At 49.9% G+C, this 25,505-nt stretch carries 20 protein-coding genes and 1 tRNA gene; 4 read left to right on the top strand and 17 right to left on the bottom strand.

All coding sequences use genetic code 11. The features are described from left to right. Nucleotides 1-63 precede the first annotated feature (63 nt). Nucleotides 64-2,595: a M14 family metallopeptidase gene (locus tag HGH92_RS02805; RefSeq protein WP_168869237.1), complete on the top strand. Its 2,532-nt coding sequence runs from the start codon at nt 64-66 to the stop codon at nt 2,593-2,595. On the opposite strand, the gene HGH92_RS02800 is transcribed toward HGH92_RS02805, so the two are convergent. From HGH92_RS02800 to HGH92_RS02750, 11 genes are all read right to left on the bottom strand, one after another. Next, on the bottom strand, nt 2,596-3,201 hold the full coding sequence (locus HGH92_RS02800) for a redoxin family protein (protein WP_247654816.1): 606 nt from the start codon (nt 3,199-3,201) through the stop codon (nt 2,596-2,598). Nucleotides 3,202-3,328: 127 nt separating this feature from the next. Further along, nucleotides 3,329-4,309 (bottom strand): YihY/virulence factor BrkB family protein, encoded by a 981-nt coding sequence (locus tag HGH92_RS02795; protein WP_168869236.1) that lies wholly within the window; start codon nt 4,307-4,309, stop codon nt 3,329-3,331. A 29-nt stretch (nt 4,310-4,338) separates the two neighbouring features. Next, entirely contained in the window at nt 4,339-5,382 is a 1,044-nt protein-coding gene (gene mltG, locus HGH92_RS02790; RefSeq protein WP_168869235.1) for an endolytic transglycosylase MltG, read from the bottom strand. Between the two features lie 72 nt (nt 5,383-5,454). Beyond that, nucleotides 5,455-5,829, bottom strand: coding sequence for a preprotein translocase subunit SecG (gene secG, locus HGH92_RS02785; RefSeq protein WP_168869234.1), 375 nt, complete (start codon nt 5,827-5,829; stop codon nt 5,455-5,457). A 5-nt stretch (nt 5,830-5,834) separates the two neighbouring features. Beyond that, complete coding sequence (locus HGH92_RS02780; RefSeq protein ID WP_168869233.1) at nt 5,835-7,136, bottom strand: hypothetical protein; 1,302 nt, start codon at nt 7,134-7,136, stop codon at nt 5,835-5,837. 23 nt (nt 7,137-7,159) lie between these two features. Continuing rightward, nucleotides 7,160-7,681: an LPS assembly lipoprotein LptE gene (gene lptE, locus HGH92_RS02775; RefSeq protein WP_168869232.1), complete on the bottom strand. Its 522-nt coding sequence runs from the start codon at nt 7,679-7,681 to the stop codon at nt 7,160-7,162. A 17-nt stretch (nt 7,682-7,698) separates the two neighbouring features. Beyond that, on the bottom strand, nt 7,699-8,940 hold the full coding sequence (locus tag HGH92_RS02770) for a sigma-54 interaction domain-containing protein (RefSeq protein WP_168869231.1): 1,242 nt from the start codon (nt 8,938-8,940) through the stop codon (nt 7,699-7,701). Between the two features lie 55 nt (nt 8,941-8,995). Then, nucleotides 8,996-10,408 carry a tRNA (N6-isopentenyl adenosine(37)-C2)-methylthiotransferase MiaB gene (gene miaB, locus HGH92_RS02765; protein WP_168869230.1) on the bottom strand — a complete coding sequence of 471 codons (1,413 nt, stop codon included), beginning with the start codon at nt 10,406-10,408 and terminating at the stop codon, nt 8,996-8,998. A gap of 242 nt (nt 10,409-10,650) precedes the next feature. Continuing rightward, nucleotides 10,651-11,160, bottom strand: coding sequence for a hypothetical protein (locus tag HGH92_RS02760; protein ID WP_168869229.1), 510 nt, complete (start codon nt 11,158-11,160; stop codon nt 10,651-10,653). A 37-nt stretch (nt 11,161-11,197) separates the two neighbouring features. Continuing rightward, nucleotides 11,198-11,977, bottom strand: coding sequence for a (Fe-S)-binding protein (locus HGH92_RS02755; protein WP_168869228.1), 780 nt, complete (start codon nt 11,975-11,977; stop codon nt 11,198-11,200). Nucleotides 11,978-12,000: 23 nt separating this feature from the next. Next, nucleotides 12,001-13,323, bottom strand: coding sequence for a (Fe-S)-binding protein (locus HGH92_RS02750; RefSeq protein ID WP_168869227.1), 1,323 nt, complete (start codon nt 13,321-13,323; stop codon nt 12,001-12,003). 109 nt (nt 13,324-13,432) lie between these two features. Here HGH92_RS02750 and HGH92_RS02745 point away from each other — a divergent pair, with 109 nt between their 5' ends. After that, entirely contained in the window at nt 13,433-13,930 is a 498-nt protein-coding gene (locus HGH92_RS02745; protein WP_168869226.1) for a phosphoribosyltransferase family protein, read from the top strand. Between the two features lie 9 nt (nt 13,931-13,939). Here the strand turns inward: HGH92_RS02745 and HGH92_RS02740 are convergent, their stop codons facing one another. Further along, the gene (locus HGH92_RS02740) at nt 13,940-14,815 is read right to left on the bottom strand and encodes a DUF2279 domain-containing protein (protein WP_168869225.1); all 876 of its coding nucleotides are present in this window, start codon (nt 14,813-14,815) and stop codon (nt 13,940-13,942) included. Between the two features lie 128 nt (nt 14,816-14,943). Continuing rightward, a complete protein-coding gene (locus tag HGH92_RS02735) occupies nt 14,944-16,668 on the bottom strand; it encodes a phospho-sugar mutase (RefSeq protein ID WP_168869224.1) in 1,725 nt (574 codons plus the stop codon). 127 nt (nt 16,669-16,795) lie between these two features. Between HGH92_RS02735 and HGH92_RS02730 the strand changes: the two genes are divergently transcribed. Beyond that, nucleotides 16,796-17,449, top strand: coding sequence for a protein-L-isoaspartate(D-aspartate) O-methyltransferase (locus HGH92_RS02730; RefSeq protein WP_168869223.1), 654 nt, complete (start codon nt 16,796-16,798; stop codon nt 17,447-17,449). Nucleotides 17,450-17,564: 115 nt separating this feature from the next. On the opposite strand, the gene HGH92_RS02725 is transcribed toward HGH92_RS02730, so the two are convergent. From HGH92_RS02725 to HGH92_RS02710, 4 genes are all read right to left on the bottom strand, one after another. Further along, nucleotides 17,565-20,042, bottom strand: coding sequence for a TonB-dependent receptor (locus tag HGH92_RS02725; protein WP_168869222.1), 2,478 nt, complete (start codon nt 20,040-20,042; stop codon nt 17,565-17,567). Between the two features lie 166 nt (nt 20,043-20,208). After that, the gene (locus HGH92_RS02720; protein ID WP_168869221.1) at nt 20,209-22,791 is read right to left on the bottom strand and encodes an outer membrane beta-barrel family protein; all 2,583 of its coding nucleotides are present in this window, start codon (nt 22,789-22,791) and stop codon (nt 20,209-20,211) included. A gap of 213 nt (nt 22,792-23,004) precedes the next feature. Further along, the gene (locus tag HGH92_RS02715; RefSeq protein WP_168869220.1) at nt 23,005-23,574 is read right to left on the bottom strand and encodes a DUF445 domain-containing protein; all 570 of its coding nucleotides are present in this window, start codon (nt 23,572-23,574) and stop codon (nt 23,005-23,007) included. Nucleotides 23,575-23,695: 121 nt separating this feature from the next. Then, nucleotides 23,696-23,769 (bottom strand) — tRNA-His (locus HGH92_RS02710). A gap of 463 nt (nt 23,770-24,232) precedes the next feature. On the opposite strand from HGH92_RS02710, the gene HGH92_RS02705 reads away from it, so the two are divergent. Beyond that, a complete protein-coding gene (locus tag HGH92_RS02705; protein WP_168869219.1) occupies nt 24,233-25,438 on the top strand; it encodes a hypothetical protein in 1,206 nt (401 codons plus the stop codon). The last annotated feature ends 67 nt before the right edge of the window (nt 25,439-25,505 follow it).

Genomic DNA, 25,505 nt, shown 5'->3' with positions numbered 1-25,505 from the left:
CTTCTGTTTGCGTGTAAATTAACAAAACAATCCCTATCTTACGGTATCAAACTATTTGTTGCTATGCGCCAACGTCTTCTTCTGGCACTGCTGTTGCTTGGCTTTACCTCCGCTATGGCCCAGATCCCTACGCCTGACCAGTTTTTGGGTTACCCATTGGGTAGCCAGTTCACCCCTCATTACCGTGTACTGGATTACTTCAGGCAGGTGGCGGCTACGGCCAAAAATGTGAAGGTGGAACAATACGGCACCACCTATGAAGGCCGTCCGCTCATTACCGCTACCATCGCTTCCCCGGCCAATTTCAGCCGGCTGGACGAGATCCGGCAAAGAAGCCTCGATATGTCTATGGCCAAAGGCGGCCAGTCAGCCGACCAGCCCGTGATCGTTTGGCTTAGCTACAACGTACATGGCAACGAGGCCGTTTCTACCGAAGCCGCCATGAAAACACTGTATGAACTGGTGAATAACGGCAACGCACAAACGCACCAGTGGCTGCAAAATACCGTGGTGGTGATAGACCCCTGCCTCAACCCTGACGGGCGTGAGCGCTATGTCAATTTCTATAATGCGGTACGCAGCCTGCAGCCGGACGTGAACCGTTATTCCCGTGAACATAATGAGCCCTGGCCCGGTGGAAGGCCCAACCACTATTACTTTGACCTGAACCGTGACTGGGCATGGCAAACGCAGCGTGAATCACAGCAACGGGTGGGCCGCTACAACCAATGGATGCCACAGCTGCATGTGGATTTCCATGAACAGGAAATCGAGGCGCCCTACTATTTTGCGCCGGCAGCAGAGCCTTTCCATGACGCTATCACACCCTGGCAGCGCGAAGTCCAGGTGATGATCGGCAAAAACAACGCAAAATATTTCGATCAGGAAGGATGGCTCTATTTTACCAAAGAACGTTTTGACCTTTTTTATCCCAGCTACGGTGATACCTATCCGATGTATAACGGCGCTATTGGCATGACCTACGAACAGGGCGGCAGTGGCCGCGCCGGCGTGGCGGTATTGAAACGGGACGGTGATACGCTTACCCTGACAGACCGTATCGCACATCACTTTACTACCGGCATGTCTACCGTCGAAGTGGCTTCCCAGCAGGCTGGCCGCATCCTCAAGGAATATGTGCAGTACTTTGAAACAGCTAAGAAAGACCCGCAGGGCGGTTATAAATCCTATGTGATCAAAGCCAATGGAAACCCCGAGAAACTGAACGGCCTGGCGGAACTACTGCGTAAAAACAATATCGCCTTCGGCTACGGCGCCAATATCGGCAGCGCCAGCGGGTTTAACTACTTCACTGGTAAAACGGAGGCCTTCTCCATCAGTAAGGAAGACCTGGTGATCAATGCTTATCAGCCCCGCTCCAATATGCTGCGCGTGCTGTTTGAGCCTACGTCCCACCTCACGGACTCTGTGACATATGACATTACCGCATGGGCCATGCCTTATGTGTACGGACTGACATCTTACGCGCTGAAACAACCGCTGACACCGGCTGCGGACGCACCGGCAGCACCGGCTAACACAGCACTGGCCGCGCAACATCCATACGCTTACCTGGCACAATGGAACAGTGTGCGAGACGTGAAATTCCTTTCCGCACTGCTCAAATACGGCATGAAAGTGCGTTTCACGGAAGCGCCTTTTACTTCAGGCGGTAAAACATTCCCTGCGGGCACGCTCGTGATCACCCGTACCGGCAACAGCAGCAACGGCGTACCGTTCGATAACTTCATCACTTCGCAGGCTGATAAGTTCAAAATCACGCTCGATGCCGTGGCAACGGGTTTTGTAGAGAAAGGGATGGACTTCGGCTCGGACAGAATTCGTTATATCAAAGCTCCCAAAGTAGTACTGGTCACCGGTGACAATGTATCTTCGCTGGGCGTGGGAGAGATATGGCATTTCTTTGAACAGCAACTGGGGTATCCTGTAACGGTCGTGAATGAACGAAATCTTAATGCGGTGAAGTGGGACCAGACAGATGTGCTGATACTGCCAGACGGCGACTATAAAACATTTACAGACAAGGCCGCCACCGAACGTTTGAAAGATTGGATCAGTAACGGCGGTAAACTGATTGCCATTGAAAGTGCCGTAGCACAGGTGGCTGCGGCCGAATGGGGCATCAGGGAGAAAAAAGAAAAAGAAGGGCCGGCGCCGGAAAAGAACAAACAACTGGATGAATCTTCCTATGATGCGCTGAAGCCTTACGGCAACCGTGAACGGGAAAGTGTACGCCAGTTTATTCCGGGCGCTATCTTTAAAGTGGAGATGGACACCACACATCCACTGGCCTTCGGTTATCCTGGGACTTATTACACCCTTAAACAGGATAGCCGGTTGTATGAATTCATTGATAACGGAGGCTGGAATGTAGGCGTTTTAAAGAAAGACAATTACCTCAGTGGTTTCGTGGGCGCAGACACCCGTAACCGGTTAAAAGACGGGCTGCTGTTCGGTGTAAAGGAAATGGGCAACGGCGCTGTGGTCATCCTGGCCGATAACCCGCTGTTCAGAAGTTTCTGGGAAAATGGTAAGCTGATGTTCAGTAACGCGGTATTCCTCGTTGGACAGTAATCAGCGGTTTCTTTTGATATTACAGCCCAGTGTGCTGGAAGTGTTGGTGGTAATGGATTTGCCGGCCAGCAACTCAGTGATGGCATTTTGCAGGTGACGGGTTTTTACCGCATCTGCATTGCCTGGGTTATCATCAATAGCACCTTTGTACACAAGGCGGTTGTTTTTGTCAAACAGGTAGCACTCCGGTGTATGGTTGGCATCGAAAGCATCTGCCAGTTCCGCATTCTTATCCAGGATATAGTAGCATTGAAACGCATGTTGCGAGGCATAGGCCTTCATGGCTGAAAACGAATCCCCATCGGTACGATTGGCTTCATTGGAATTTACCATTACCACCCCAATACCGCTCTTACGCGCCAACGCGCAGATATTGTGCAACCGTTCCTGGTTGCGTACCATATAGGGGCACTGGTTGCCCCCAAATACGATCAGCAGGCCATTCGTGCCTTTGGCACTGTTCAGGGAAATTTCTTTTCCCGAAACATCCATCCATTTTACATCAGGTTTGGGAAGGGCGGCACCAGGTTCAAGCGGATTTTCGACAGCCGGTACGGCTGCGGTAAAAACGAGGGCACAGGCAAGGTAGAGAGCGGACTTCATCATATCATGAGGATTTCATGTCCAGTATAAATATAATCAATGCGACAGTAATTTTCCTGACAGTTGACAGGATATCTTTAGAAAGATATAATAAAAAAAGTTAAAATAAAAATTTTCGGTAGATGAGAGATTAGCGCAGTAAAGGGCTGGCGGCCGGTTTTTCCTGTTCCTGCTCTTTTTCCTGCCGGGCATCGCTCAGGGCGCGGATACTGGCATTCAGCTCGAAGCCGACCAGGAGGATAAATGAATTGAAGAACACCCACAACATCAGGATCAGGATAGTACCGATAGAGCCATAGATCTTGTTATAGTTACCGAAGTGGTTCACAAAATAGGAAAAGCCGATGGTCACGACGATCATAAAAATGGTGCTCACGGTAGCACCGGCGGTAATGAACTTCCACCTTTTGGTAGTGGCGGCGCCAATGCGGTACAGCACTGAATTTACGGAGTAAAACAGGAATACGATGAACACCCAGCGGGCCACATCGATAAGACTGAGCAGCCGTGCGTTTTGTACGCCGGTGAGGTTAAACAGCCAGCGGAGGGTGGCGCCCTGGATGATGATCAGCGCCACGGTCACCAGTAGCAGGATGACCAGTATGAGCGTCAGTTCCAGGGCGATCAGGCGGTTCTGCCACCATTTACGCCTGCGGAAACCAGCGCCTTCTATTTTACTGAAGGAGCGCAGGATGCCCATTACGCCATTGGAAGAATAAAAAAAGCCCATCAGGAAAGCTACCGACAGCAGGCCGTTGCGGTGCGTGTACAGGAAATCATGGATCATTTCCCGCACGATCATATAGGTGTTGTAGTTGGGCGTGAGGTCCTGCGCCAGGTCATAAAGCGTAGGCTCTATGTTTTTTACCGGCACATAGGGAACGAGCGTAAACAGGAAAATGAAGAAAGGCGGAATGGCCAGCAGGAAGTTGAAAGAAATCGCCCTGGCCCTGTCACCCAGGCCCCTTGCTTTGGTTTCCTGCCCGAAATATTTCAGCACATCATACAGTGGCAGTCCTTCAAAGCCAGGCAGGATAAGGGTTTTACTCCTGTTAACCAACCAGCGGTAAGGACGTGAACGGAAGATGATGTTTTCGGGTTTAAAAACCAAAGCGATGTTATTATTTAGTTATTTGGGAATTAATATCCTCTTTTATTCAGTTCAGCCTGATATTTTCTGGCATTGATCAGATGTTCCGCGTAAGTGGCTGCAAAAGCATGGTAGCCTGAAAAATCAGACCTCGCGCAAAAGTACAAATAATCTGTTTCCGGTGTGTTCAGCACGGCGTTTATTGTTTTTTCGGACGGCGTGCAGATAGGGCCCGGCGGGAAACCCTCATAACGGTAAGTGTTATACGGAGAATCGAACTGGGTATGCACTTCGCGTATTCTCTTCAGGCCGAAGTCCTGGAGCGCAAATTTAACGGTAGGATCAGCCTGCAGGCGCATGCCTTTGCGGAAGCGGTTCAGGTATACGCTGGAAATGATCGGTTTTTCATCCAGCTTGTTACTTTCTTCTTCCACAATAGAGGCAAGAATGGTGACCTGGACTGGTGTAAGGTTCAATGCTTTGGCTTTCTCCCGGCGTTCGCTGGTCCAGAACTCCTCTCTTTCCTTTTCCAGTTTTTTGAAGACGGTTTCCGCGTTGGTATTCCAGTAGAACTCATACGTATTAGGCACCACGGCGCACATTACGGTATTGGTGTCGAGGCTGAACTGACGCAGATATACCTGATCGGTCAGCAGGGCGCGGAGCGCGTTGGAATCGGCTTCCAGGTTGTTGCTGATTTTGCGGACCAGGTCCTGTTTGGTACGCAGTTTATTGATCACCAGTACTACCGGGGATTGTTTACCGGAGCGGAGCAGTTTCGCGATGTCGAAGTTGCTCATGCCATGGGCTATTTTGTAGCGACCGGCTTTCACGCGGGAGGGGTATCCCAGTTCTTTGGCCACCCAGTTGAAGCTGTTGCGGTTGCGGATGATGCCCTGGTCTTCCAGCCCGTCGAGCACGTCATTATAGGTGCTGCCGGTGCGGACATAGAAGTATTTGGAATCGCCGAACGCTTTTGTATTGGGGCCAAACACCCGGTAGGAGAAATATACGAGGATACCTGCGGCCAGGCAGCCGGCGATGACGAGGCTGCGTTTAAGCCATACGTTGGTAGGTTTTCGTTTCTTAGCCATTCGTAGCGGGTAGTGATTAAAAAAACCTCGCTTTTCACGGCGAGGTTTTATAAAATATTATTCAGAAAGATATTATTTGCCCGGAGTGGATGGAGCCGGAGTGTTCGGCGCCGGTTGTTGTGGCTGGGTACCTGGCAGTTGCGCAGGTGCAGGAGCCGGAGCAGGTACGCCACCGCCAGCTCTTTCGATGGCAGTAGGTGCGGAATTGGATACCTTGCTGGATTTACCGATAAAGAAAGGAGCTGTCAGGCAGAGTACAGCAATGATAGTTGCCAGTATCCAGGTACCTTTTTCCAAAACGTCAGTTGTCTGACGCACCCCGATCACCTGATTGCCAATACCACCAAAAGAACCGGACAGGCCGCCTCCTTTAGGGTTCTGGATCAGCACGAAAAAGCCCAACAACACACAGGCTAATATGATCAGGATACCAAAAATGATTAACATAAATATTAATGTTTGCTTTTATCTATTAAAGATTTTAGTTCTTGTATCTTCTGCGCAAAATAAGCGTTTTTGTCGGGATTAAGCAAACTTAATTTTTGATATATCCTGATCGCTTGTTGGTACTGTCGTTGACGTACCCATATCTCTGCCAGTGTTTCAGATACGATATCGTTGTTGAAAGTAATGGAGTCCATCGCCATTTTTTCGACGGTTTCTGATACTTCCGGTTCTTCGTCTTCTTCGTAAATGCGGTGTAGCTGCTGGTGGTACCAGTCTTTGTTGGTCCTGCCGGAGAAGTTGTCCTTGATCTGCCGCAGCCAGGAAGTAAAGCTTTTCATCTCTGCCTCTCCCTGAACGCTGAGCTCGTCTGCATTTTCCGGGTCTTTCAGCCGTTTATAGGCGAAGTAGTCATCGGTATACAGCGGCTGGAATGTCAGCGTGGTTTCTTCTGTTGCTGACATCTCCAGCGGGAATATTTTAATTGGCAGCTCGTCTGTGTTGTCGGTATCCTCTGAGGCTGTTGATGCCGCCTGATGAGGGGTATGGTCTGTTTCCGGCGCTGCCACCATGTCAGCCTGTTGCGGCATTTCAGATAATATCGCGTCCGGGGTGGTTGCTTCGTAGTCTTCTGTGCCGTTAACAGCCATTGCCTGCGGCATTTCAACGGTAGCTTCCGCAGCAGCAGGGATGGGCGTTTCTTCTTCCATTACAGGTATGGCAGCGGATGCTGCGATCATATGCTCTTCTTCCACTTCTTCTTTTCCTTCTTTTTCTTCTTCGATTTTCGTGTCTGCGATGACCGGCGTTGTCGTCTCTGCTTCAGCTTCAGCGGTTGTCTGACCGTTTTCTGAAATGACGGCAGGCAGTTCATCGGGAAGGGCGTCTACCGGAATGGCCGGTAGTACGTGGTCTTCCACAGTTCCCAGTGCCGCAGGCAGTTCTTCCGGGAGAGCGTCTACCGGAATGGCCGGTGATACGTGGTCTTCGACAGTTCCCAGTGCCACAGGCAGTTCTTCCGGGAGGGCATCTACCGGGATAGCCGGTGATACACGGTCTTCCACGGTTTCCAGTACCGGTTCATGGGTCACGATGTGATAAAAATGGTGAGGCTGACCGCTATACAACATTGCCTTTTTGATGGCGGGATCATGAAGGTCGCCATGCTGGTGATATATCTTTCTGGCCAGCAGGAGCCGGGCAGCAGAAAAATAGGGATATTCCGCTACCAGCTTGTCCATGGCGGCCACATCTACCTGGTGCAGGCTGGCCTGCAAAAAGACGTGTGCGATGATTGTGTTTGCGATCATAGTCCTAATGTAGTAAAATTTTATTACCAGTTAGCGAAAGCCCTGTTGAAAATATCGTCCACGATGCCGGGGATGATATTATTCTCCAGCAGTCCGTTTTCCACGACGGAAGGAAGCTGGTTGGCAGAGAAGTCGGCAGAACGGGTAAATGACTGGGTAAAGCCTTTTTTATCGCCTACCCGTTTGATGAAGGTGATGTTGATGGTCACATTCAGACGGGAAGTGGCGGCCTGGTCTACGTTGGTGACAGCGGCATTGGAGAAGGAATAGCCAGTGATAGCGCCACGGAACTCGTAATCGGCCCGGGGCTCATTATCGCCTACCTGTGTCAGCCTGGTTTGGGAAGTGACTTTATCACGCAGTTTCTGGGTGATTTTCTGGCTGAGGGTAGGGTTGGTGATAGGCGCCCTGTTCTCAATAAAACGTACGTTCACCGTCTTGGCTTCATTGTCGATGCTGGCGCCAGTGGTGGAGTAGTGTACACTGCAACCGCCCAGTAGTGCTATCATGGCAAGGGCGATGAATGTTCGGATGGTAGTGGTCATGTTCCTGAAAAATTCGTTTATTCGGCGATGTTATATTCTTTGAGTTTACGGTAAAGCGTTCTTTCGGAAATGCCCAGATCGAGGGCGGCATCCTTGCGTTTGCCTTTGTGTTTCTTCAGCGCTTTCACGATCAGTTCTTTCTCTTTGTCGGCAATGGAAAGGGTTTCTTCCACTTCTTCATGGTGGTCGATTTTATTATCGGCCAGGATGATCGGCTGGGTATTGTTGATACCGGGAGAAGGGACGGCCATTTCAGTAGCGGCAGGGTAGCTGTGCAGCACATGGCTTTCCGGATGGTATTCCGCGGCGTGCGTCACATTAGGGTTCTGCAGGATGTCGAAGAACATTTTTTTGACCTCTGTCACATCTTTTTTCATATCGAAGAAAAGTTTGTAGAGGATGTCCCTTTCAGAGGCAAAATCGCCACCGCCTGGTTGTTGCTGCGGAGCGGCCAGCATCGGCAGCCTGTTGACTTCCGGTATTTCCGGAAGGAACCTTTTCAGGTCGTTGGCGGTGACCAGCTTGTCAGACGACAGTACGGATATTTGTTCTGCGATATTTTTCAATTCGCGCACATTGCCGCGCCAGGGGTAATTGACCAGCATCTGACGGGCTTCTTCATCCAGCTGGATGGAAGGTGTTTTATATTTCTCGGAGAAATCGACGGAGAATTTGCGGAACAGCAGGGGGATGTCCTCTTTGCGGTCGCGCAGTGCCGGTACGCGGATAGGCACGGTGTTGAGGCGGTAGTAGAGGTCCTCCCGGAATTTACCGTGTTGGGTGCGTTCCAGCAGATCACGATTGGTGGCGGCGATCACGCGGACATCTGTTTTCTGCACTTTGGAAGAGCCCACGCGGATATACTCGCCGGTTTCCAGTACACGGAGCAGGCGGGCTTGTGTGCCCAGCGGCATTTCTCCGATTTCATCAAGGAAGATGGTGCCACCATTGACGGTTTCAAAATAACCTTTACGGCTGTCTACTGCGCCGGTGAAGGAACCTTTTTCGTGGCCGAACAGTTCGGAATCGATGGTGCCTTCAGGGATGGCGCCGCAGTTCACGGCAATGAAAGGATTATGTTTTCGGGCGCTGAGCGCGTGGATGATCTGGGAAAATACTTCTTTACCTACGCCGCTCTCCCCGTTGATCAGTACGGTGAGGTCGGTATTGGCCACCTGTGCGGCCACCTGCAGGGCGTAGTTCAATGCGGGACTGTTTCCGATAATGCCAAACCTGTTTTTAATAGCCTGTATGTCCATAAGTGGTAACCCGATTGTTTAATGGTCCAAAAATGAGCAGGCAGCAGCGGGCAGGCTACTGTACTGCGTTTCCTATAAGTGTACCGGATGTACAGCTCTCCACCTTTACCATAACGTATTCGCCCTTTTTAAAGTTTTCGCGGGGGAAAACGATCACCTTGTTTTGGTCATTGCGACCGAACAGGTGTTCTTCGGAACGTTTGGAAGTGCCTTCTACCAGCACTTTGAAGGTTTTGCCGACATCGTTTTTCATGCTTTTTTCTGATTGTTGCCGGTGCAGTTCCACCACTTCGGCCAGCCTTCTTTTTTTAACGTCTTCCGGTATATCGTCCTGGTAACGGCGCTGTGCCAGTGTACCGGGGCGTTCGGAATAGAAGTACATATAGGCCAGATCGTAAGCGGCAAACCGCATGATGTCCATGGTTTCCTGATGCTCCTCTTCTGTTTCGCTGCAGAAACCGCAGATAATATCGGTTGACAATCCGCAGCCGGGAAGTATTTCGCGGATGCGCTCCACTTTCTTCATGTACCATTCACGGGTATACGTCCGGTTCATCAGCTGTAATATCCTGTTGCTGCCACTTTGTACCGGCAGGTGGATATAGTTGCAGATGTTTTCGTGTTTGGCCATGGTATAGAGCACCTCGTCGGTGATGTCTTTCGGATGGGAGGTGCTGAAACGTACGCGCAGCAAAGGATTGATGAGCGCTACTTTCTCCAGCAGTTGCGCGAAAGTCACGGTTTCGCTGCCATCGTCGCTGGTCCAGTAGTAGGAGTCTACGTTCTGGCCCAACAGTGTCACTTCGCGGTAGCCGTTTTCAAACAGCTCCGCCGCCTCTCTCACGATAGAAACCGCGTCACGGCTGCGTTCACGGCCACGGGTAAAAGGCACCACACAGAAGGTGCACATGTTGTTGCAACCCCGCATGATAGACACAAAGGAGGAAACCCCGTTGTTGTCCAGTCTCACCGGACTGATGTCTCCATAAGTTTCTTCGCGGCTGAGCAACACGTTCACTGACTTCTGGCCTGTTTCCGCTTCTGCGATGAGGGAAGGAAGGCTGCGGTAGGCATCCGGGCCTACGACCATGTCTACCAGCTTCTCTTCTTCCAGCAGCTTCGTTTTCAACCGTTCTGCCATACAACCCAGCACACCGATGAGCAGGCCGGGCGTCTCTTTTTTTATCCGCCGGAATTCTGTCAGCCGCTTACGCACTGTCTGTTCCGCTTTTTCGCGGATAGAACAGGTATTGAGCAGGATCAGATTAGCTTCCTCCACGTTACGGGTGGCGCCAAATCCTTCCTGGTTTAATATGGACGCAACGATTTCACTGTCGTTGAAATTCATCGCGCAGCCATAGCTTTCTATATAAAATTTTTTCCTATATGTTTGGTCGTCGGTCGCCACGGGAGCAAAAGCTTCTCCCTGACGGCTCTCATCATGCACTTTGGTAACCTGGTCCAGCATTCCTGACAAAAATTTTGGAGAGCAAAAATAAGGATTAAAACGGAAAAAATGACATTATGTCATCACGCAACAGGTGCATGCCGGTTTCTCAAAACGTCTGGTCAAAGATATCTCCCGCCAACTTATTGATACTCTCTTGTTTTGTTAAATTTATAATATGTAATAAGAGCGAAGACAATAGTTTATGCAAATCTATTGTCTTCGCTCTTATATGCAATGTTTTCGTTGTTTTCCGGGAAGTCCTACACCGCTTTGCGTGTAATCTTTGCGCTCAGCCAGCTGTCTTTCAGTGGTATCAGCCACTTCGTGTCCAGATCGGCTTTGGTCAGTACGGTATTATTGAGATAAAGGGTGTTCTCATCGATAAACCCTTGTTCCATGGCGTAACCCAGCTGGGCCATCGGCAGCAGCTGCACCTTGTCTTTCACAATAAAACCGAGCAGCAGGCGGTCGAACATATTTACATTGTACTGTTTTTCAATGCTTTTGATCACCCGCACCGAGCTATCTGTGCTGCAACCGCTTACGGTTGTTTCTGTTTCGTCTGCTATCAGTATCACCACCTGGCCCAGTACAACACGGCCCCAGCCTTTTACAGGCGCGCCGTGGGCGTTCCACTGTTCGGTGAATTGTAACAGCTGTTCGTCGATTTCTTTGATCTCCTGCTCATGGAATGGTCTGTTGCTCTGATATATCCAAACCCTTGAAGCCGGAGAAAACCCGGAAGGGAGATTGATGTCTTGTATATTCATGATGCAAATTTAAGTCAATTAGTCGTCGTATGAGTGCTTATTCCATATTCATCGCGATCAGCTCTGCAATATCCAGCACTTTTACTTCGTCTTCCTTGCCGGTCTCTTTCACTCCGTCTGTCAGCATGGTCATACAGAAAGGACAGTTGGCAGCAATAACAGAGGCGCCGGTATCTACGGCTTCATGGCCTCTTTCGAAGTTGATGCGGGTAGTGCCTTTTTCTTCCTCCTTGAACATCTGGGCGCCGCCGGCTCCGCAGCAAAGGCCTTTACTGCGGCAACGTTTCATCTCTACCAGCTCGGCATCCAGTGTTTCCAGCACTTTGCGGGGCGCTTCATAAATATTGTTGCCCCTGCCCAGGTAACAGGAATCATGATAAGTGATTTTTTTGCCTTTGAAAACACCGCCTTCTTTCATTTTGATCTTTCCTTCATCGATCAGTGACTGGAGGAAGGTGGTATGATGTATCACTTCATAATTACCGCCGAGGGCGGGATATTCATTTTTCAGGATATTAAAGCAGTGGGGGCAGGCGGTAACGATTTTTTTCACGCCATACATGTTGAGCAACTGTATGTTGTTTTGTGCCATCATCTGGAAGATAAACTCATTGCCCGCTCTTCTGGCCGGATCACCGGTACAGCTTTCTTCTTTACCCAGGATGGCAAACTGAACGCCTGTTTTATCGAGGATGGTGGCAAATGCTTTGGTGATCTTTTGTGCCCGCTGGTCGAAGCTGCCGGCGCAACCTACCCAAAACAGTATTTCCGGTGTTTCCCCGTTGGCGGCATATGTGGCCATTGTCTTTATCTGCATAGCTCTTCGCTTTTAGCTTTTCGTTATTGATTCATTTCTGTGGCCCATTTGTCGCGGTCGTCCATGCTGAACTTCCAGGGGGCCATGTTATTTTCGATATTGCTGAACATACCGGTCCATTCGGCGGGAGCGCTGGACTCTTCCATGACGAGGTGGCGGCGCAGTTGCAGGATGATATCGAGTGGACTGATGCTCACCGGACATTCCTGAACGCAGGCGTTGCAGGTGGTGCAGGCGCGCAGCTCTTCTTCTGAGATGTAGTCGCGCAGCAGTGTTTTGCCGTCATCGGTGAAAGCCCCGTTTTTATTGATGTTGCGGCCTATCTCTTCTGCGCGGTCGCGGGTATCCATCATGATTTTACGGGGAGAAAGGGCTTTGCCGGTGAGGTTGGCGGGGCAGGCGGCGCTACAGCGGCCGCATTCGGTGCAACTGTAGGCGTCCAGCAGGTTTTTCCAGGTAAGGTCAAACACGTCTTTGGCGCCAAATTTAGGCATTCCTTCAGGGGCCGGCTCGCTGGCGGCCAGTTCAGGCTGCAGCATCAGCTGTACTTCTTTTTGTACGGCAGGCATGTTTTCCATTTCGCCTGCCGGTTCCAGGCTGGCATAGTACGCATTGGGAAAAGCCAGTATAATATGAAGGTGTTTGGAATAAGGCAGATAGTTGAGGAACGCCAGGATACCCAGTATGTGCAGCCACCAGCAGGTGCGCTCTATCGCTATCAGGGTGCCGTCGGGCGTGTGGTTGAATATCGATGCCAGGCTGCCGGAAACCAGGAAGTTGCCGGTGGCGATATAGTGTTCACTGCCGCGCAGCTGCATCTGTTGATCGGCAGTGTTCATGGTCAGGAACAGCAGCATCAGCACAATCTCTGTGAGGAGGATGTAATTGGCGTCGGAACGCGGCCATCCGTTCAGGTCTTTGCTCACAAACCGCCGGAGCTTCAGGATGTTCCTGCGTACCAGGAAGATGGCGCAACCCAGCGTTACCAGTACGGCCAACACTTCAAAAGCACTGATCAGCACGGGATATAGTCCGCCTAATACGGGAACGAATAAACGATGTGTGCCCAGTATGCCGTCCAGGATAATCTCGAGGATCTCCAGATTAATAATGATAAAGCCTGCATACACGAAAAAGTGCAGCACGGCCACCAACGGGTTACGGAACATTTTTTTCTGGCCGAAAGCCAGCAACAGTACGTTCTTCCAGCGCAGGTCAGGGTGGTCATTGAGGTCTTTATCGCGCCCCAGCAGGATATTCCGCCTTATCTGGCGCACTTTCGTGGAAAATAGGTATACTGCCATCCCGAAGGCAATAATAAACAGTAACTCTTGTACAATTCGCATTATCTTAGATTTGACTCCCGAATTTATGTTTTTTTTGGTTCCCGGCTTTTCAAGGGGAAATTTTTATTAAAAGCATCTTCCTACAACTGAACTTCTTATTTTTGCGCCTATGGAAAGCAGGAACATTATTCTTACACAGGATATCATCCAGAAGAAAATTGAACGGATCGCTTATGAGATCTATGAACTGAACAGCGACGGCACTGAGATCATCCTTGCCGGCATCTGGGACAGAGGCATGGTGGTAGCCCGTAAGATAGCGGCTGTGCTGGAACAGATCTCTCCGTTGAAAACAAAAATCATCTCCCTGCACCTGGACAAACAACATCCGGGCGAAGTAAAAGTTTCTGAAGACATCGATTTTAATGATAAAGTGGTAGTAGTGGTAGACGATGTGGCCAACTCCGGCCGTACCATGCTATACGCTCTGAAGCCCCTGCTGGCTTATCTTCCAAAGAAAATACAAACTGCTGTGCTGGTAGACAGGCGGCATAAATCTTTCCCGCTGTCCGTGGACTTCGTGGGTTATTCTCTCGCTACTACCTTACAGGACATGGTATTGGTGGAAATGCAGGGAGAAGATATCATCGCTGCTTATTTTGAATAGGCATTTCCGTTAGAAATATACAGGATGCAGTTTCACGTTGCCCAGTGAATTGATTTCAAGGGCAGGGGCGGGGAATTTCATCATGTTCAGCACCTGAAGCAGTACCCGCACACCTTTTTTACGGCTGCGGATTTTGGTGAAATCAACATCGGGCGACAGGTAAAACTGCCGGACACGGCGAACGTGGGTGTAATCGTGGAACTGGCCATGTGCGTCCGTCCAGGTATTATCGTCTCCTCCATACATGCCTTCTGCCCCGTAGCCAACGGCAATGTTCAGCCAGCCGGGCAGCCAGGTGGAACTTTTGTTGAAGGAGTGAAGGTTGACCGACAACCAGTACGTTTGAGCATTATAATCTTTCAATGTTCTTTCCCAGAAAGAGTGGCCAAAGAGTTGGTCTGTTTTTTCGCGGACAGGACCTTCCGGATAACTTTTAGGGTGTGCTGAGAATTTAAGCTGTATCCGCTGCTCGTCCCATGCCAGCTCCTGGCTGATCAGCAGGGCAGAGCCGATAGCATTGGCGCCCATATCGCTCCAGGAGAACCCCCATTTTTCAGAGAACCCGTCCAGTACTTCTATGACTGACTGATAGGCAAATCCGCTGAGGCCACCGATCCAGATCTGTTGTTTACGCGGCAGGCCGGACCATCTCCACATTTCCCGGCTGTATTTACCTTCAAAGTAGGCGGCAAAAATATGTCCGGCCTTGTCCATCTGGTTCCATTCTCCTGCATCATTGAAGAAGTGAAAGGAGGAGCGGGGATAACCTTTGTACCAGGCGGAGCTGAGTACTGCCAGCCCGCTGCCATAAATGGCGGCAGTAGTGCCGGAGAGTATCCATACTCTTTCTTTGATAGTGGTGTCCGGTAAGGAGAAAAGAGGCACCTTTTGTTGGGCGGGCGCCGTCAGGGAAATCAGGAGGAGCAGGAATCCCGCCAGGGCACCTCCTCCGCGCGGGAGGAAGGTTAACCTGGCAGTATTCTCTTTGAATGTTGTGATGGGAATATGTTTTATTATTTCAGTTGCATATCGGTGATGATACCTTCGATCTTTTTATCGAGATCGGCGGTAACCGCATCGAAGTTGGCCGCACTGTTGAGTGGGGCGTTCACGCTGAAATAGAATTTGATTTTAGGTTCGGTGCCGGACGGGCGGGCGGATATTTTGCTGCCATCGGCCAGTACAAACTGCAGCACATTGGATTTAGGCAGGTCGAGCGGTTTGATTTCGCCTGTTTTGATATCTTTCACCTGCTGTAGCTGGTAGTCGTACAGTGTAACTACGGACGAACCATTGATGGTGGCAGGTGGGTTTTCACGGTAGCCGCGCATCATTTCAGCGATTTCGTCGGCACCTTTCATGCCTTTTTTGGTGATGGAGATCAGGTGCTCCTTGTAGTAGCCGTACTTCAGGTAGATATTAACCAGCAGCTCATACAGTGACTGGCCCAGGCTGCGGGCATAAGCTGCCATTTCGCAGATCATGGCCACGGAAGAAACGGCGTCCTTGTCCCGGATATTGTTACCGATCATATAACCATATGATTCTTCTCCGCCGCAGATGAACGTTTCCTGTGGCTCTTTCCGACGGATCAGGTCAGCGATCCATTTGAAACCGGTGAGGGTATTGTAGCAGTTGATATCATTTTTAGCGGCGAATACATCAATGAGGTCGGAGGTCACCACGGTTTTCGCGATAAAGTCGTTAGGCTGCTGCAATCCTTTTCTGCGGCGGCCTTCCACGATGTAGTTAAACAACAGTACGCCGGTCTGGTTGCCGTTGAGCAGTACCCATTCGCCTTTGAGGTCTTTCACGGCAATGCCTACACGGTCAGCGTCAGGGTCTGTGCCCAGCAGGATGTCCGCGTCCAGCTCTTTGGCCTTTTTGAGGCCAAGGGTCAGCGCTTCAGACTCTTCCGGGTTAGGATATACCACGGTAGGGAAATTGCCGTCAGGAGTGGACTGTTCCGCTACAATGTTCACGTTGGTGAAGCCGAAGCGTTGCAGTATTTCCGGCACCATGGTGATACCGGTGCCATGGATCGGCGTATAAACGATCTTCAGGTCGTGCTGTTGTTTGTTGATCTCCGGGTTGATGGACAGGCCCTGTAATTCTTTGAGGTAGGCTTCGTCCACTTCTTTGCCGATGAGGGTGATATTGGCTTCGCCACCGGTCCATTTTACATCATCAGGGGAGAGGATGCTTTCCACTTCACGGATGACGTTCTTATCGTGCGGGGGCACCAGCTGAGCGCCATCGTTCCAGTAAGCTTTATAGCCGTTGTATTCTTTCGGGTTGTGGGAGGCGGTGAGCACCACGCCGCCCTGGCATTGCAGGTGACGGATAGCGAAAGAGAGCTCCGGCGTGGGGCGGAGGCTTTCAAAGAGAAACACTTTAATGCCGTTGGCCGCAAATACGTTGGCAACAGTTTCGGCAAAAAAGCGGGAATTGTTGCGGCTGTCGTGCGCGATGGCCACTTTCACTTCGCCATCGAACGCCTTTTTCAGATAGTTGGCGAAGCCCTGCGTGGCCATGCCGACGGTATATTTATTCATGCGGTTGGTACCTACGCCCATAATTCCTCTTAATCCACCGGTACCAAACTCGAGATTACGATAAAAAGCATCATTGAGGTCATCGGGGTTGCCCTCCTGCATCTTTTTCAGTGTGGCAATGGTTTCGGCGTCATAGTTGCCATTGAGCCATTGCGATACTTTGTTTTGAATATTTATATCCATAATCGTATTGTTTTTCGGGGCCTTTATAGCCCGGCCAGGCTGTAAAGTAAAAATAAAAAAACGAATGTGGGAAATTCCGGCTGACCAAAATCATTGAAAATCGTTGGTGAATGGTTAATTTTGCGGCATGAGGCGGTATGAAGATACTTATAAACAAAAAGGATTACGCAAACAGCTGGTTGATAGTATCCGTCAGAAAGGTATTACTGACGAAAATGTATTGGCGGCTATCGGCAACATCCCCCGGCATTTTTTCCTTGATACGGCTTTCGAGAGCATAGCATATGATGACAGGGCCTTTCCTATCGGAGAGGGCCAAACGATTTCCCAGCCTTATACGGTAGCCTATCAGACGCAGCTACTGGAGCCCCGGCCATATGAGAAAATACTGGAGATCGGTACCGGCAGCTGCTACCAGGCATGCGTACTGGCGGAGTTGAAGATGAACGTTTTTACCATTGAACGCCAGAAACGCCTGTTCGACCAGGTAAAAGCCTTTCCTTTCAAAAGCAAATACCCTAACCTGCGCCTGTTTTATGGCGATGGCTACGAAGGGCTGCCTTCCTATGCGCCTTTTGACAAGGTACTGGTAACGGCGGCAGCGCCACATATTCCCGAGAAACTGGTGCAGCAATTAAAGATCGGCGGTAAAATGGTGATCCCGGTAGGCGGCCAGGAAGTGCAGCGGATGCTGCGTATCACCAAAATCAGTGATACGGAAACAGAACAGGAGCTGTTTGACAATTTCTCCTTTGTGCCTATGTTGGCAGGAAAAAAATAATTACGAATTACGAATTACGAATTACGAATTGAGGGCTCCCTTTTAGAAAGGTTACTAAATAACCGCTCTATAAAGAAGCCCTCAATTCGTAATTCGTAATTTGTAATTCGTAATTCTAAAGTCTTCCCCGTTCTTTGGGCTTCTCTTCCTCTTCCTGCGGTTTCTCTTCTTCTTCCTGTTGTTGTTTTTTCTTTTTAAAGAGATTAGGGTCCATTTTGCCAAAACGGTACCGTATGTTGATACGGATAAAGCGGGTGGCGCGTTTACGCTCGTAGTCCTGGATAAATACCGGTGTTTCGTAGTGAGAACTGAACTGCTGGGTGTTGAGCACATCTGAAATGTTCAGCGCTATCACCAGCGCCCTGTTTTTAAGGACTTCTTTCCGTACGCCAAGATCTATCCCGTTCATGGCGCGGAAAGTGCCCTGCGGCTGTATCCTGGGGGAGCGGTAATGGCCGCTCAGTTCTATGTTGATGCGGGAAGGCAGCCTGAACTGGGTATTGGCATTCAGTCCATAGCTGAAATTCTCATTATTGAGCGTGGTGCTGGTAAGCCGGTTATATTCCAGGTTCAGGTTGGCGTTCACTTTCCACCATTTGTAAATATTCAGGCTGTAAGACACGTTGCCGCCAATATTCTGCTGTGTGGCCAGGTTCATGGGTTTGGTGGTGGTAACGCCAGTTACGGTGTCCAGCGTACTGATACGGTCAATGTTGTCATTGGTTTGCGCATAGTAGGTACTGGTGCTGAAATAGTTATTGGACTTAGGGTAATAAACGGAATAACTGGTTTCGAACTTATGCGACAGCGCAGGCTTCAGTTCCGGATTGCCGATGCGGATATTCTGCGGGTCTGAGTTATTGATATACGGCAGCAACTGGTCGAAGTTGGGCCGGTCTATACGGGTGGAATAGTTGAATACCAGGCTCTGGTTCTGGTTTTTAGGCATGTTGTACTTCAGGAACACACTGGGGAACAGATTAAAAAACCTGTTGTCCACCGTGGTGTCACGGGTATAGGAGTAACCTTTCAGGAAAGACTGTTCGGCCCGTACCCCCACCTGATAGCCCAGGTTGCCGATGGCATTGGCGAAGTTAAGGTAACCGGCGTGAATGTCTTCTTCATAGTCGTACTGGTTGGACAGCTGGTTGCTTTTACGGAAGTCCTGTACGTCCCAGTTGTACAGCATGGCCGTATAGTCGTTGCTGATATACCGGAACGTGCTTTTCACGCCGGCTTCCAGCTTGCCTTTTTTGCCGAGGGGCATGGTATAGTCTGACTGGAGGTTCCAGAAGCGGTTGCCGTTTTTGCCGGTATTCTGTTGCCAGTTGGGATTGGGAAGTGTGTCCTGTCCTGGTTTCTGGTATTGTGTGCGGTAATCGCTGTTGCTGCTGCCACGGTTGCCGCTATAGCTCACATAGGCTGTCAGTTCCTGGTTCTGTTTTTTGAAGGTGTGTTTGTAATTCAGGCTGGTATTGTTGTTATAGCCGTCATTGCGACTGTTATTATGCCGTTCTCCGTTGCGTAGCGTTTGTTTCTGGTCATCGAGGTAATTCAGGAAGATGTCATCTTCGTTTTTACCGAAGTTATGGTTAAGGCCTTCCGCGATGGTGAAGGTGTTGTGGTCATCGAGGAAATAATCGAATCCGAAGCGGCCGCCGTTATTGCCATTGCGGTTGTTGTTGCGGCTGTCCTGGGAGAAGAAGGTGGTGCGGCTGCTGTCTGGCACCAGGTTTTGGCGGTAGCTGTAGCCGCTGCCGCCGATGGATTCGTAGCGGGCGTTATAGTTACCGAAGAAATTAAAGCGGCGCATACGCAGACTGGCATTGGCGCTGCCGTTGAGCTGCCCGCGGGTGGCCACGCCGGCATTGAACATCACGTTATATCCGATGGCTTTGTCTTTTTTCAGGACGATGTTGATGATACCGCCGCCGCCCTGTGCTTCAAATTTGGCAGAGGGGTTGTTGATGACTTCTACGCGGTCGATGCTTTCTGCGGGGATCATTTGCAGCGCTGTTTTAGCATCCCCGAAAGGCGATGGTTTGCCATCCACGTAGATGGTCACGCTTTTGCCGCGGAGGGTCACATTATCATCGATGTCTACGTCTACGCTGGGAATATTTTTCAGGATGTCTGTACCGGTGCCGCCTTCTGCATTGATCATGCTGCCGGCGTCGAACACCTGCCGGTCTATCTGCATGGAGAATGCGGGCTTCTCCGCTTTGATTTCCACGGCGTTCAGCACTTTGCCGGCTGTCTGCAGGCGCAGGGTGCCGGCAAAGGCGGGCTTTCCGGCTGCCACTTTCACCGCTTTTTCCAGCTTTTCGTAACCCATGAAGGTAACGCGCAGCACGTAAATACCGGGAACGACTGTATTAAAGGCGAAAGTGCCGGCGGGCGTGGTGTACATACCGGTGACCATAGAGGAATCCGCCTGGCGGAGCAATACCACTGAGGCATATTCCACCGGCTTGCCGGTCACGGCGTCTGCTACTTTGCCGGTCATTTTTACCGGTGCGCCTTCCGGCGTTTGTGCGTAGAGGTTAGGCACAATAGCAAACAACAGGGTCGCCCCTGCAATTAATCTTAGCATCCGTAATGTTAGCATCCTTTATTCTGGCTGATCTATGACTATAAAAATAATAGCGGGCCTTTAAAATGTTGACTAATTGGGATGAATGGTATATTCAAAAAGATAGCCGGCAGGAGCGCAAGACGCTGTCTGCCGGCCGTGGTTTTGCATTCACCCTCTTTATTAACTAAAAACTTTGCATGGGATCGCCCATCTGCATGTCGTTGTTGTTATTCTGTTTTTTCTTTTTGAACAGCGAAGTGTCAAACTTGCCGAAACGGTAGCTGAAGTTAAGTTTCAGGATGCGGGACTCACGCTTGCGGATATAGTCCTGCGCGAAAGCCGGCGTGGCCTGGTTCAGCTCATACTGACGGGTATTGAAAACATCTGAGAGGCTAAGGGTGAGCGAAGCCGCTTTGTTTTTAAGGAAGTCCTTACGAACGGCCACGTCCACGGTGCTGAAGCCTTTGATCGTGCCCTGTGAAGAAGTGGGGATCATCATGAAGCCGCCACCTCCGCCGCCGCGGCCGCCACCGCCACCACCGCCGCCGGAAGACGGCAAGGCAATGGTAGGCGCCTGATAGGAGCCGGTTACCTGTAATGTGAAATTGGCAGGCAGTTTGGTCTCTGAATTGATTTTCGCCAGCCAGCTGAAACCGCTGTTGTTAAAGTTCTGACCGTTGCTGTTCACCTTCATGTCTGTCTGATACAGGTTCAGGTTGGAGGTAAGGTCCCAGCCTTTGATGATCTGGTTTTTTACCGTGATCTCAGCACCGTAGGAATTGCTCCTGTTGGCGTTGATAAACTGCGTCAGCAGCGTGTCTGCGCCAATAGGCGTGCTGATGGTGGAGATCATATTGTTGACGTTCCGGAAGTAAATGCTTCCCAGCAGGTTGGCATTTTTCCAGTTTTTAGCGTAGGAAAACTCCAGGCTGTTGATGTATTCCGGTTTCAGGTTGGGATTGCCTTCCCGCTGGTTCTGCGGATCGCTGTAATCGCGGTAAGGTATCAGCTGGAAGAAGTTAGGCCGGTTAACGCGACGGGAATAATTGAGCTGTAGTTCCTGTTCATGTTTAAGTTTCTGCGAGAGATACACGCTCGGGAAGAAGCCCGGGACTGCTTTAGTGGGCTTGTATTCCACGCCTTTGTTTTCTCCGGCGTATACATATTGCTCTACCCGCAGACCGGCCTGGTACCCGAAGTTGCCCACGGTGTTGGAGAAGTTCGCGTAACCGGCATAAATCTCTTCGTTGTATTTGTAGGCGGTAGAGAGCATCGTGTTCGGTATGAAGTTATTGCTGAGGGTATCTTTGTCGAGCACCTGGTAATCGCTGGTATAGTCGCGCAGCGTGACTTTCGCGCCGGCTTCCAGTTTTCCGTTTTTGCCTACCGGGTTGGTATAATCTGTCTGAATGGTGATGAAAGTGGTTTTACCGGCGGTGGTATTGGTTTGTGTCAGTGCCTGTCCGAGGGGAACGCCCTGTGCGTTCATGGCCTGGGTGATGTAGTCACCATCGCGGTTATTGGAACTTCTGTTGTAGTTGAAGTCAGCTGTCCATTCCTTGTTGGGTTTAGCATAGGTATGCTTGAAACCCAGTGCTGTGGTGTAATTGCGGAAGTTGAACTGATTGTTGTTTTTTCGGTCGCTGAGGCCGGTGATGCTGTGATGGCCGTCGGAGAACGTGCTGAGGAGGTCTTCATTGTTTTTGAAGTTGCCCGCTACGATGTTCTGTGACAGCGAGATGGTGTTACGGTTATCGATCTGGTAATCGGCGCCGAAGCGGCCAAACTGGAACAGCGGTTTGCTGGTGCTGTTGCTGTTTTGCAGGAGATAGCTGGTATCTGCCACGCCGCCACTTCTGAAGTTGCTGCGGGAGGTGGTGCCATCGCCCCAGGTCCTGTTAGCGTTGATATTATAGTTGGCGAACACATTGAATTTACCCTGACGGATATTGATGTTGCCGCCACCGTTGTATTTGTTGCCGGTGCCGATACCTGCCTGTACCGAGCCATTGAAGCCGGCTTTGCGGTTTTTCTTCAGGATGATATTGAGGATGCCGGACATGCCTTCCGCATCATAACGTGCGGAGGGGTTGGTGATCAGTTCCACGCTTTCTATCGCGTCAGCGGGTATCTGATCGAGGGTAAGGGTAGAGGGTTTGCCGTCTACAAAAATATTGGGCGCCGCATTGCGTACGCTGACGTTGCCGTCCAGGTCCACATTTACGGAAGGGATGTTTTTCAAAACGTCTGTAGCGGTGCCGCCAACGCTGGTGAGGTTACGTTCCACGTTGAACACCTTTTTGTCGATGCCCATGGTGAAAGCGCTTTTCTGGCCGGTTACTTCTACGCCTTGCAGTGTTTTTACGTTGGGCTGCATTTTAATGTTGCCCAGGTCCTGTTCTGTAGTTTGCGAGGTGATGGCCACTTTTTTCTGAAGACTGGTATAGCCCATGAAGTTGATGCGTACAATAAAAGGGCCGAAGGGCAGGCTTTCCAGGTTAAATTCCCCGTTGGGTTTCGTCAGCATGCCGGTCACCACCGAGGAGTCGCGTTGCCGTAACAGGGCTACGGAAGCGTAGGGGATAGGTTTCCCGCTGGAAGCATCTATCAGTTTTCCGTAAAGCCTGCCTATCTGAGGCATGTCGGGCCTTGCTTTTGCGCCTTGTCCGTTTTGTGTTGCCGCTGGTCTTCCGTTTGCCGGTGCCTGGGCGAAGGACTGTACCTGCCACATTAAAATGCCGGCGAGTACGATGTACCGTTTTTTCATCCTGCTGTTTTTTACCTGCACGCTTGGTCAGATTTCAGCAAATGTATCGGTGGCCAGTGGTGAATGGTCGGATATTGTGATGAATGGAATTTTTTCCGCAGGAAATCAAAAAAAAGGCCCGTAGAAGGTCTTAACAGTAGTTAACAAAGCTTTCCGGTTAACAGTAGTTAACAGTACGCGGCGCCTCTTCCCGAAGCGCCGCTGACAGGACGATTAAAAAATGCAGAGGAGTATTACCGCCACAAGGCCGCAAATGAAGCCGGTGAGGGCGCCCAGCAATGTGAACTGCTGAATGCCATTACCTAACAGTTGCTTACTGATTTGTTGCAGTTGTTCCGCAGAAATGCCGGCTACTTTATCAGCTACCATCTTTTCGATATTCAGATCTTTCTCCACATTGTCAAGATACTGATTGATCATTATCGGAAACAGGGTGTCGAGTTCTGCTACGAGGTGTGATTTGATCTGGTTCACGATGCTGTCGCCGATGAACATGGAGAGTACCGGCATGGCTTTAGGTAGTTTCTCCCGAAGGAAGGTATCGAGATGTGCTTCCACCAGCGGGATGATATTTTTTATTTTTTCCGGATCTGTCAGTTTGGATTTGATAATGCCGAAGGAAAGCTGCTGTCCTGCGAAAGCGCCCAGTTGCTGTGCCAGGGCTTGCTGGCGTTTAGGAAGAATACTGGTAAAGAAGGTATGGACTGCGAGGCGGTGAATGAACCAGCCCAGCAGGGCAGTAACAACGGGTACCAGGCAGGAAATTATGATCAGATAATTCATTGAGTCGGAATGTTATTTACAATGTTGCGAAGATACTTTCCCCTGATTGAATTTCTCAATCAAAAATGAAACAGAGGTAAACGAAAAAAGGCTTCCATGTAGGAAGCCTTTTTCATTTTCGGGTGGATGAGGGGTCTCGAACCCCCGACCCTCAGAACCACAATCTGATGCTCTAACCAACTGAGCTACAACCACCGTTTTGTCCCGTCCAACGTGTGTTTCTTTCGTTGTTGGGAGTGCAAAGATAACACAAAGCTTTTTTAAATTCCAAATACTTTTCAAAAATTTTTTTCAGAAAGTTATATATCACGAAAAAAGAGGGAGTGATATGATAATCATTGCACTACATTTTATCCCTCCTATGCTTGTTATTATATACTAATGTAATCCGCGCCAGAAGGCGTTTTGAGGCTTTGCACACTACATCAAAAAACGTATCTTTGCGCACTTCCCATTATAATTCCCATTTTATTAATTTATTGAGAATCAGCAGTATGCCTGGTTGATGGCCTCACGGAATTCCCTGATTGCAGGTGATTTCCTGACCACAGGGGAAAGATATGTTAGCCCGGGTGATGAAACGATGAAAAAATGACAATTCCCCCTGAAAATGCGCTATCGAACGTGAACTAGTTTAATAATTAATAGTATATATATTATGGATCAGCTTAAATTGAAGTTACAGGAGTATTATCAGCGTTACCAGCAGATGGAGCAGAAGGTAAAACCTGGCAAAGAGGAGCCTGCGAAAGAGGAGGTGCTGGACCTGGAAAATGATATTCTCACACAGTTTGGATTACCTACCTCGCGCCGCTTTGTACAGATTCTGCATGACTTTGTACATCACAGCCAGGTGAGTGACCAGCTGTTGGATTATGTGAGCAAGAAACTGCGGTCGGCAGCCCGTAAGTACCTGCTGGCCCCGGTGATGTCAGACGTAGAGCTGCTGGAGCAGGCGCGTGACCAGAAGCGTAGCCCTTATGACGTATTGCCCGAACTGGGCTATCCGGCACAGGAATATGCCCTCTTTCTGATAGGGGAATTATATTACCGCCGCAACATGTCGGCATCAGACATCCTGGAAGAACTGAAGAAAATGCAGCACTTCCACAGCTGGAATGACCTTGCCTTGCTGAGCAAGATGAACAACTACTCTCATCATGAGTTGTATGCCAAGCTGAAAAAACATGAGCTGCGTTTCATCGATGATTATATCCAGCACAGCCGCCGCCAGGAAACAGCGCGATTGGTCAACAAACGCCCTACGCCGGCGGAAGAAGGCTACAAGCCGGATTATAAGACCATCACCAAGGTGCAGGTGGAAGACATCATCTTTGATGAACATACCACTCCCAGCCTCTTTGGCAAGATCAAAAGCGGCAGGGGATACACCCGTATTACCATCGGCCTGGAATTTTCCGAACTGAACCAGATCCTGATGAGCAGTGACGAGCTGGGCGTGGAAATCAGCAACCACATCAAAAAGAGGCTGGCCAACCCTTCAGCGGAAAAACCAACGGTTATCGATATACGCGCAGAATTTGGTGATGTTTTAAAGCTGGATAATTGTTATCTTGAAGTATATAAGCCACAACATCGCGAAGGTAATAAATGGGTGGAAGACAAAGACAACTTCTACTTTGTGGATAAAATACTGACTAAAAAAGAATATGAAAAACGCACCAAAGAGGCAGAGGTGCAACGTAAAATACAAGAATGCCTGGAGCTCATCGGCGGTTCTTACGTCTACTATCAGCGGCTGCGCCGCCTGGGTATCACTGACGATGAGGCTAAACTGAGAGCAGGCCTATCGGATGAACTATTGTTCAAGCTATCATTTTTCCTGAATAAGGTAAAGGAGTAGTTTTTTTGTTGTGATGTTTTTAAGCAGCGGAGACGATTGTCTTCGCTGCTTTTTTATTTGGCCATTG

This window comes from Chitinophaga varians (genome assembly GCF_012641275.1).
In the GTDB taxonomy this organism is placed as follows: domain Bacteria; phylum Bacteroidota; class Bacteroidia; order Chitinophagales; family Chitinophagaceae; genus Chitinophaga; species Chitinophaga varians_A.
The sequence above is the reverse complement of the archived record's forward strand: the minus strand, read 5'-3'. Positions and strand labels throughout refer to the sequence as shown.